Origin of the sequence: Streptomyces anatolicus (assembly GCF_019400875.1) — a bacterium.
Lineage (GTDB): Bacteria > Actinomycetota > Actinomycetes > Streptomycetales > Streptomycetaceae > Streptomyces > Streptomyces anatolicus.
Genome location: NZ_WMBF01000268.1, coordinates 1 through 8,611, shown reverse-complemented (window position 1 = coordinate 8,611; position 8,611 = coordinate 1). Strand labels below are relative to the sequence as shown.

Annotated in this window: 7 protein-coding genes and 1 pseudogene; 2 read left to right on the top strand and 6 right to left on the bottom strand. The window is 72.1% G+C overall.

Features of this window, described 5'->3' with window-relative positions:
* Nucleotides 1-1,421 (top strand): MFS transporter (locus tag GKQ77_RS21575; RefSeq protein WP_219690574.1); only part of this gene is annotated, 1,421 nt, incomplete at its 5' end.
* Between the two features lie 56 nt (nucleotides 1,422-1,477).
* Here the strand turns inward: GKQ77_RS21575 and GKQ77_RS21570 are convergent.
* Both GKQ77_RS21570 and GKQ77_RS21565 read right to left on the bottom strand, forming a co-directional pair.
* A complete protein-coding gene (locus tag GKQ77_RS21570; RefSeq protein WP_219690573.1) occupies nucleotides 1,478-2,347 on the bottom strand; it encodes a PhzF family phenazine biosynthesis protein in 870 nt (289 codons plus the stop codon).
* A gap of 29 nt (nucleotides 2,348-2,376) precedes the next feature.
* Complete coding sequence (locus tag GKQ77_RS21565) at nucleotides 2,377-2,688, bottom strand: EthD family reductase (protein ID WP_219690572.1); 312 nt, start codon at nucleotides 2,686-2,688, stop codon at nucleotides 2,377-2,379.
* 167 nt (nucleotides 2,689-2,855) lie between these two features.
* On the opposite strand from GKQ77_RS21565, the gene GKQ77_RS21560 reads away from it, so the two are divergent.
* On the top strand, nucleotides 2,856-3,758 hold the full coding sequence (locus GKQ77_RS21560; RefSeq protein ID WP_219690571.1) for a LysR family transcriptional regulator: 903 nt from the start codon (nucleotides 2,856-2,858) through the stop codon (nucleotides 3,756-3,758).
* 43 nt (nucleotides 3,759-3,801) lie between these two features.
* Here the strand turns inward: GKQ77_RS21560 and GKQ77_RS21555 are convergent, their stop codons facing one another.
* The 4 genes and pseudogenes from GKQ77_RS21555 to GKQ77_RS21540 all read right to left on the bottom strand — a co-directional run.
* Nucleotides 3,802-4,494, bottom strand: a complete 693-nt coding sequence (locus tag GKQ77_RS21555) for an alpha/beta fold hydrolase (RefSeq protein ID WP_219690570.1) — start codon at nucleotides 4,492-4,494, stop codon at nucleotides 3,802-3,804.
* Between the two features lie 92 nt (nucleotides 4,495-4,586).
* Nucleotides 4,587-5,852: an MFS transporter gene (locus tag GKQ77_RS21550; protein WP_219690569.1), complete on the bottom strand. Its 1,266-nt coding sequence runs from the start codon at nucleotides 5,850-5,852 to the stop codon at nucleotides 4,587-4,589.
* A 208-nt stretch (nucleotides 5,853-6,060) separates the two neighbouring features.
* On the bottom strand, nucleotides 6,061-7,146 hold the full coding sequence (locus tag GKQ77_RS21545) for an FG-GAP and VCBS repeat-containing protein (RefSeq protein WP_308117742.1): 1,086 nt from the start codon (nucleotides 7,144-7,146) through the stop codon (nucleotides 6,061-6,063).
* Nucleotides 7,147-7,326: 180 nt separating this feature from the next.
* Nucleotides 7,327-8,611 (bottom strand): annotated as a pseudogene (locus GKQ77_RS21540) (MFS transporter); the annotation flags it as partial.

The following is an 8,611-nucleotide window of genomic DNA, read 5'->3' as shown; positions in this document are numbered from 1 at the left end:
CCTCAGTCCCAGCCCCGGCCCCGGCCCGTGCCCGCGCCGTCACCCTCGCCGTCGTCCTGACCGCGGAGCTGATGAACGCGCTCGACGGCTCCGTCGTCTACACCGCCCTGCCCGCCATCGCCGCCGACACCGGCGCCACCACCGCGGCCCTCCAGTGGATCGACGCCGCCTACGTCCTGACCTTCGCGCTCGGTCTGATCACCGGCGGGCGGCTCGGCGACCTCTACGGCCGCAGGCGGATCTTCCTAACCGGTACCGCCGTCTTCACGCTCTCCTCGCTGCTGTGCGGCATCGCGAGCGGCCCCGACCTGCTGATCGCCGCCCGCGTACTCCAGGGAGCCGCCGCCGCGGCGATGGTGCCGCAGGTCCTCGCGACCCTGCACGTCACCTTCGACGAGGGCTCCCGGGCGAAGGCGTTCGGTCTGTACGGCACCGTCATGTCGCTCGGCAGCGTCATCGGCCCTGTCCTGGGTGGCGTCCTCACCCAGGCCGACCTGTTCGGCCTTGGCTGGCGGCCCATCTTCCTGATCAACCTGCCCATCGGCATCGCCGCCGTCGTCCTCGGCCGACGCTACCTCCCCGAGTCCCACGACCGCACCGCCGGGAGCCTCGACCCGCTCGGCATGTTCCTGTCCGCGCTCGGCCTGCTGCTGATCACGCTTCCGCTGACGATGGGCGGCGAACACGACTGGCCCCTCTGGGCCTTCGCGATGATGGCCGCCGGTCTGCTCGTCCTGACCGTGTTCCTGGTCCAGCAGCGGGCCAAGCCGCGCAAGGGCGGCTCGCCCCTGGTCGTCCTCTCCCTCTTCTCCGGCCGCGCCTTCAGCTCCGGGCTCGCCACGCAGCTTGCCTTCGGCCTCCTGTCCGGCGTGTTCTTCCTGTCCTGGGTCCTGTTCATGCAGAACGGTCTCGGTCTCACCCCGGGCGAGGCGGCCGTCGGCTTCGTCGTGGCCTCCCTCGGCGAGATGGGCGGCGCCTGGCTCGCCATGAGCCTCGTCGCACGTTACGGACGAGCCGTGCCGCAGGCCGGTGCCCTGCTCGCCGCCCTCACCCTGGCCGGCTACCAGCACCTGATCACCACCGAGGGCACCGGTATGGGTACCGTGGCGGCCGCCGCCCCGATGCTCGCCGTCGGCTTCGGCCTCGGCATGATCGGCGCCCCGCTCGCCGACCTGACCCTCGGCAAGGTCCCCCACCGGCACGCGGGATCGGCCTCCGGCCTCTTCAACACCGGTACGCAGCTGGGCATCGCGCTCGGCACCGCCCTGACCACGCTCATCTTCTTCACCCACATCGACGCGGGCACCCGCGGCCCAGCCGTGAACACCGCGTTCGCCGACAGCCTCTGGTACGTCGTCGGCACCCTCATCGCGATGGGCGCGCTGATGCTGCTGCTCCCCAAGCGGACCCGCACCGGCTGACGAGCGCGCCCCTTCCCGTCTGGCGGCGGGCGAACGTTTGCCGCCAGGCGGCCGCCTCAGTCTCCGTCGCGGACCACCGCCAACCCGCCGACCCGGGTCGTGATGCCCGTCGGCCCACGTCGGGCCGAAGCGAGCACGGTGGCCGGTCGACCGAGGGTGCCTCCCTGCTCCACCTCGATCGCGACCGTCCGCGCCCCTGTCGTGTCGAGCAGATGGGCGGCCAGGCAACCGGTGCTGTTGGCGTTGGCGACGTCCTCGTCGACACCGATCGCCGGCGCGAACATCCGCGCCGCGCCCGGACGGTCGCCCACCGGCGGTACGTACACGAAACAGCCGAGGAGCCCGTACCGCCGGCACGCCGATGTCAGCTTGCCGAGGTGCGGGTCGACTCGGAGCAGCGCCGACCGGTCGTGGACCGGTACCAGCATGCGTGGCGTGCCGGGCGAGGCGATGCATGGCGCGTGGGCCGTATGCGGGTCGTTCGCGGTGAGCCCGAGCGCGGCGACGATCGCGGCGTACTCGTCCGGTGCCGGGTGGCGCAGCGCGACGAGGCCCTGGTCGAACCACACCTCGATGCCGGCGGGGCGGCGGATCGCGACGGTGTCGAACGTGCGCCCGCCGGTGTGTTGGCGGTCGTTCAGCTCGTCCAGCGCGGTGCGGGCCAACCGGACGGCCTGCGCGGCGACGGTGCCGTGGCCGCAGCCGGACAGTTCGGCGGTGGCGGTGAAGAACCGGACCGGCCGGCCACCGTCCGGCGTCCGCCCCGGGCCGAGGAACGCCGCGTGCGAGGTGCCGGCCGCGGCGGCGACCGCACGCCGGTCAGCGTCCGTCGCCGCCGGGTCGTCGTCGATGACGGCCGTGGGGCTGCCGCCCCGGCCGTCGCGCCGTACGCACGCGTCGACCACCGTGACATCCGGCCAGGACATGGGCCCACCCCCGAGGTCACCGGCCCGCCTCAGCCGGTGCCGTCCCGCACCGGATAGTGGATGATGACCACACCGCCGGTGGCGTAGTTGGCGACATCGGCGGACAGCTGCTCGCCGTGCGGCGACGCCTGCGCCGCGGCCATGGCGGCGGCGTCGGCGAAATCGGCTTCGAAGACCGCGAAATACGGGGCCTCTCCCTCGGGCGCCGCCACGTCGAAGCTGTAGCGCCACGCAAGCGGGCCGGTCCAATTCGCCACCAGGGGAAGGTGGTTGGTCACGTAGTAGTCGCGGAAGTGGTCGGGATCGGCGGGCTCGGGATACAGGACGACCAGCCTATGCATGACGACCTCCGTCCAGATCGGGGTCGGCGGGCTGTGGGCGCGCGATGTCCAGGACCGTGCTCGATTGACTCGTCATATGCGCAGGCTAGGGCCCGACTTGAGGCCGGGGGAAAGACCGATACGGGATAGCCTCAGAGCGGATCGTTATCAATCGGCAGGGAGGGCACGTGGCACCGGATACGGTCAGCCTGCGGTACTTCCTGGTGCTGGCACAGGAGTTGAACTTCACCCGCGCCGCCGCCCGAATCGGTATCGCGCAGCCCGCGCTCAGCGCCCGGATTCGCCGATTGGAAAAGGAACTCGGGAACGCCCTGCTGGTCCGGGACACGCGGAGCGTCGTACTGACCGCCGCCGGTACGGCTTTGGCGGAGTCCGCGCCGCCCGCGCTGGCGGCGCTGGACCGGGCATGGGACACCGCCCGCCGGGCGGGCGCCGGTGAGCTGGGCACGCTCCGCATCGGATACAGCCTCAGCGCCGGGGCCGAGACGGCCCCGGCCCTGGTGGACAAGGTGATCCGCGATACTCCCGGACTCGAGGTCGGCGCGGTCCCGATGGCGACGCCCGAGATCTCCCCCGCGGTGGCCGAGGGCCGCATCGACGCCGGGATCACCCGCGGTGAACAGCCGGGCCGTGGCGTGCGCCGGTATTTGCTGCGGCGCGAGCGGACCGGCGTCCAGCTGGCGCAACACCATCCGCTGGCCGGACATGCGGAGATCGAGATCGCCGACGCGGCCGCGTATCCGCTGCGACTCCCCGACCGTGCGGCCAACCCCGTGATCCACGACCAGCTGGCCGCACTGTTCCGAGAAACCCGGCCACACCCCCGGTTCCACACGCCCGCGGTCTCTTTCGACATGTCCCAGCGCGACCTGCGCGACGGGGTCACCCTCGCCCCGGCCGGAGAAGCCGCGGTCACGGCGGCACCGGCCGGTCTCACCTGGCGACCGCTGCGGGGCGCGCCCGGCCTGACGTTCCACCTGGTCCTCCCACGTGAGCAGTCGCCACCGCACCGCCGCATCCGTGCCGTCGCCACAGCCGTGGCGCGGGAGCTGCACTGGCTGCCGGACTGACGCGGGCGTCCCACCGGCAGTCAGGCATGCAACCAGCAGTACGTCACAGCCACCCCTCCAGCGAAGCCATGAACGCCTCGAAGTCGTCGCGGTGGATGGTGTGCCCCGCGCCCTTGACCGTACGTACCTCGAAACCGCGCCGCACCAGCTCCTCCTTCATCGCCTCGTCGACGAGGAAACTGGGGTCCGCCACCTGCACGAGCGAGGGGACGACCGCCGCGGCCGGGGTGCGGTCCACGGCGTTCGGGCCGGAGAGCGCGAGCGCGGTGTCCGCGTCCCAGGCCGCGATCGTGGCGAGTTCGATCTCCACGTCGGCCTCCTCCCAGCGCGGGTTGAAGTTCGCGATCACCTCGCGCGTGGCGCCCTTGAACTCCACGAAAATCGCCGGATCCACCGCCCCTACGCCGCCGAGCGCCCACGCCGGATCGGAGAAGACGGCCCGGGCGGGCACCAGACGCTCGGCCGCGAGCGCCAGCGCCATCGCGCCGAGCGAGTGCCCTATCGCCAGTTCCGCGCCGACCGGCAGCGTCTCGACGAGGTCGTCCGCGAAGATCTCGGCGCCGTACTCGCCGCGCCCGCTCGCGCCGTGCCCGCGCAGGTCGACGCCGATCACGCGGTAGCCCCGGTCGGCGAGCGCGGGGCCCAGGCGCCGCCAGGTGCGGTGGTCCGACATGATTCCGTGGACCAGGAGGGCGACGCGGTCGCCGGCTCCCCACTCGTGGGTGTGCAGCTTCATGGTGGTGCCCTTCTTTCATTACGGGAGCGGTACGGCGTCGGCTGAGTAGGTCAAATAGATCAAGGAGGTCAAATAGATCAAGTACGTCCCCGTCACCTCACCCCGCGGATCGGCCGCACGGCGAGCGCTCCCAGCAGGGAGAGCACCGCACCGGCGATGAACAGCGCGGTGTAGCCGCCTCCCTGGCCGCCGCCGCAGAGCGAGACGATCACGGAAGCGGCGAACGGCGCCAGGATCTGGGGGCCTGCCTGCGCCATGTTGAGGACGCCCAGGTCGCGTGCCGCGTCCTCGGCGCTCGGCAGGATCATCGAGACGAGCGCGTTGTCGACGGCCATGAAGCAGCCGAAGCCGAGGCCGTTGAGGACGGCGAAGACGATCATCGCGGGCCAGGTCGGCGAGACGGCGGGGACGATCAGCGCGACGGCGGAGATCACCGCGGAGAGCGCGACGAAGAGCTTGCGGCGGTTCAGCCGGTCGGAGAGCACGCCGCCGACGACCGTGGAGAGGGCCATGGCGACCGCGTTGACCGGGGTGAGGATCGCGACGGCGCCCTCGGGGGAGATGCCGGACGGCAGGGCGATGTGGTCCTGGAGGATGTAGAGCTGGTAACCGAAGACGCAGAAGTAGCCGAGGACGAGCAGGGCACGCCCGATGAAGGCCCAGCGGAAGTCGTGGTGGCGCAGGGCGCCGAGGAACGCGGCGAACTGCCGCTTCAGCGGCGCCTTTTCGGCTCTGTCCGTCGTGGTCGGCGGTTTCTCGCGGGCGAACGAGGTGAAGAGCACGGCCGCCAGCGCCACGAAGGCGCCGAGCACCAGATAGCCGGTGCGGATGTGGTCGGCGAAGGCCGAGCCGAGCAGCGCGCCGATGGTCGAGCCGAGCGGCATGCCGAGCCCGACCGCGGCCGACGCCTTGCCGCGCGCGGAGAGCGGCACCCGGTCCGGGACGACGGAGGTGAGGGCGGCCTGGAATACGTTCACCACGGCCTGGCCGACGCACCAGGCGATGGTCACGAGGAGCACCGTGTCGACCCCGCCGAGCAGCGCCATCGCGCCGACCGCGGCGAGACCGCTGCCGAGTATCCACGGATTGCGGCGCCCCGAACGGTCGGAGAGGGCACCCGCGACGGGGTTGAACAGGGTGGCGAAGACCGCGCTCACGCCGCTGACCAGACCGAGCATCGCGACCTTGTCGGCCTCGTCGATCCGCTCGATCTGGAGGGGGAGCAGAACGCCGCCGACGCCGATGTAGAGGGTGAACATCGCGGTGTTGCCGACCAGGAGCAGCGGCATCAGGCCACGGGGGGTGCCTGCGGGTCGGTCCGGCGGGGGTATCTGGTCCTGACGAGCGGAAAGGGCCATGGTGCCCTCCTCGGAAGGTCCGGTCTGCTTCGGTCCCGGTGACCGAAAACGACTCGTGACACGTGTAACTCGACACGTGCCACGAATGTTTAGCAGTGAACGAACCGCTCCGCCAGACCCCGGACGGGAAGAGCCGCCGTGCGAATCGACGGGGTGTGCCGACGGGCCGCCGCGCCGGGTCGGCACACCAACTGGGCCTCGTAGGGAGCTAGTCCAAGAAGCTGTCGATGGGGGTCGCGTCGTACTGCGTCGCGCCCGTTGTCGTGATGCCGCTGGGGGAGCCGGGCAGCCGCAGAGGGCCGTAGCCGGCGTTCACGTACAGGTCGGCCGTTCCGTCCCTGTCCGTGTCGCGCAGCCGTACCAGGCCACCGAACGTGTCGTCCGCCTCCAACGGGCCCGGGACCCCGGGGGTGTTGCGGGCGAACCACTGTGAACCGGCACCGGACAGGCCGCTCGCCCGGCCCTTGAAGACGTGCACGCCGCCCGCGTACTCCTTGCCGTCGATCTCCTCGCCGTGCACGCCGACCGCCAGATCCGCGTAGCCGTCGCCGTTGACGTCGCCCGCCGAGACGGAGGAGCCGAACTCGTCGTCGTTCTCCGCGGATCCGGCGACGCCGCTCGTCGACTGGGTGAGGCGGGCGCTGCGGGACGGGCCGCCGGACGAGCCGTACCAGACGCTGACGCGGCCCTTGTGCTTCGAGTAGAGGGAGGTGCCGATGGCGATGTCGCCGTAGCCGTCCTTGTCGAAGTCGGCGATGACGCCGTCGCCGCCGCGCTCGGTGCTGCCGCCGTTGCCGGACTGGGATTCCAGGCGCAGGGTCTTGCCCGGGGTGAGCGCACTCGCGCCACCCTTGATGAACCAGGCGTCGGATGCGATCTTCTCGGGGTTGACCACATCGCCGATGATCGCGAGGTCGGTCTTCTTGTCGCCGTTGACCTTGCCGGAGATCAGGGCCGAGGCGTAGAAGCCCGTCGTCTTGTCGAGCTTGGTCACGGCACCAGTGGTGCCGGAACGCTTGAGCGGGCCCCGGTAGACGTAGGTCATGGATTCGTTGATGACGGCCAGGTCCTGCTTGCCGTCGCCGTTGAAGTCGCCGGTCGCCAGGTCCTTGCCCATGTAGTTGTGGCGACCGGCGTTCTTGTTCGGCAGAGTCGTGCCCTTGGAGAGGCCGGAGGCGGAGCCCCACAGGATCGTCACGGCGCCCTGGGAGCCGTTTTCGCCGGTGGCCGCCACCGCGAGGTCCCCGTATCCGTCGCCGTCGAAGTCCGCGGCGGCCCGCACCTCGCCGAACATGTCGTCCGCCTCGTCGGCGCCGGGTACGCCGGGGCTCGCCTGGGTGAGGCGCTGCTTTGTGGAGCCGGGCCCGGTGGCGGTCCCGAAGACCACGGTGACGCCGCCGCCCCCTCTTGCGCTGAAGCTCGAGTACGCGTAGTCGCGGTACCCGTCGCCGTTGAAGTCGTCGCCGTGCTTGGCGGGCGCGGCGCCCGCCGTCGCGGCGGGCAGGGTGAGGGGGGTGAGGCCCGCCACCAGGAGGCCCGTCCGCATGCCCGGCAGGGAGAACCCGGAGCCCGCGCCCGCGAGGAGGGCGCCGAAGAGGGCGACGGACATGGCGCCGCCGGTCTGGCGCAGGGAGTTGAGGAGCCCGGACGCGGTGCCCGCGCGTTCGCCCGGCACGCTGTCCATGAGCTGCGCGGTCAGCGCGGGGACGGCGAGCGCGCCGCCGATACCGGTCGGGATCAGCAGCACCAGCACGAGCCAGAGCGGAGTGTGCGCCGCCAGCGGGAGCAGGGCGAACATGGCGAGCGCGAGTACGGCCTGGCCGAGGACGACGACACGGCGCCGGCCGACGCGCTCGGCGAGGCGGGGCGAGACGAGGTTCGTACCGGTGATGATCGCCGCGAGCGGCACGAACATCAGGCCCGCCTCGATCCCCGACATGCCGCGCAGCTGCTGGTAGTAGAGGCCGAGGAGGAACGTCACGCCGTAGAACCCGGCGTTCACCGCGAAGCCGACCGCCAGCGCGACCGAGACCAGCCGCTGCCGCAGCAGCCCGAGCGGGACCATGGGCGCGCTGTGCCGCTTCTCGGCGGCGCGGAAGGCGAGGCCGGAACCGACGGCCACGGCGAACGCGGCGAGCACGGGCGCGCTCGTCCACCCCAGGTGCGCGCCCTCGATGACGGCGAACGCGAGCCCGGCGAGGGCCAGCACGGCGGTCACCTGCCCCGCGAGGTCGAGCGGGGCGGGGCGGCGCGGGGAGCGGGCGGTGCGGGAGAGGAGGGCGAGGATGAGGGCGCCCACGGGCAGGTTGAGCAGGAAGACGGCACGCCACCCGGCGGTCTCCGTGAGGACGCCGCCGAGCACGGGCCCGACGGCCACGGCCACCGAGCCGCCGACCGTCCACAGCGCGATGGCGCGGGCGCGGCGGCGCGGATCGTCGTACGCCTGCCGGATCAGCGCGAGGGAGGCGGGCATCACGATGGCGGCGGCCCCGCCCTGCGCGACGCGGGCGGCGATCAGCGCGCCGATGCCGGGCGCGAGGGCGCAGGCGAGCGAGGCGGCGGTGAAGAGCCCCACGCCCCAGGCGTACGCGCGCCGGGCCCCCGCCCGGTCGGCGAGCGCCCCCGCGGAGAGCATCAAGGCGGCGAACATCAGCGTGTACGCGTCCACGACCCACTGGAGCCCGGCCATGCCGCCGTGGAGGTCGGCGCGGATGTCGGGCAGCGCGATGTTCACGGCGGTGACGTCGATGGTGATGACG

What these genes read in the sequence shown, in the direction of transcription:
- GKQ77_RS21555 (WP_219690570.1), bottom strand. Translation starts at nt 4,494, where the DNA reads ATGAAGCTGCACACCCACGAGTGGGGAGCCGGCGACCGCGTCGCCCTC.
- GKQ77_RS21570 (WP_219690573.1), bottom strand. Translation starts at nt 2,347, where the DNA reads ATGTCCTGGCCGGATGTCACGGTGGTCGACGCGTGCGTACGGCGCGAC.
- GKQ77_RS21550 (WP_219690569.1), bottom strand. Translation starts at nt 5,852, where the DNA reads ATGGCCCTTTCCGCTCGTCAGGACCAGATACCCCCGCCGGACCGACCC.
- GKQ77_RS21565 (WP_219690572.1), bottom strand. Translation starts at nt 2,688, where the DNA reads ATGCATAGGCTGGTCGTCCTGTATCCCGAGCCCGCCGATCCCGACCAC.
- GKQ77_RS21545 (WP_308117742.1), bottom strand. Translation starts at nt 7,146, where the DNA reads ATGTTCGGCGAGGTGCGGGCCGCCGCGGACTTCGACGGCGACGGATAC.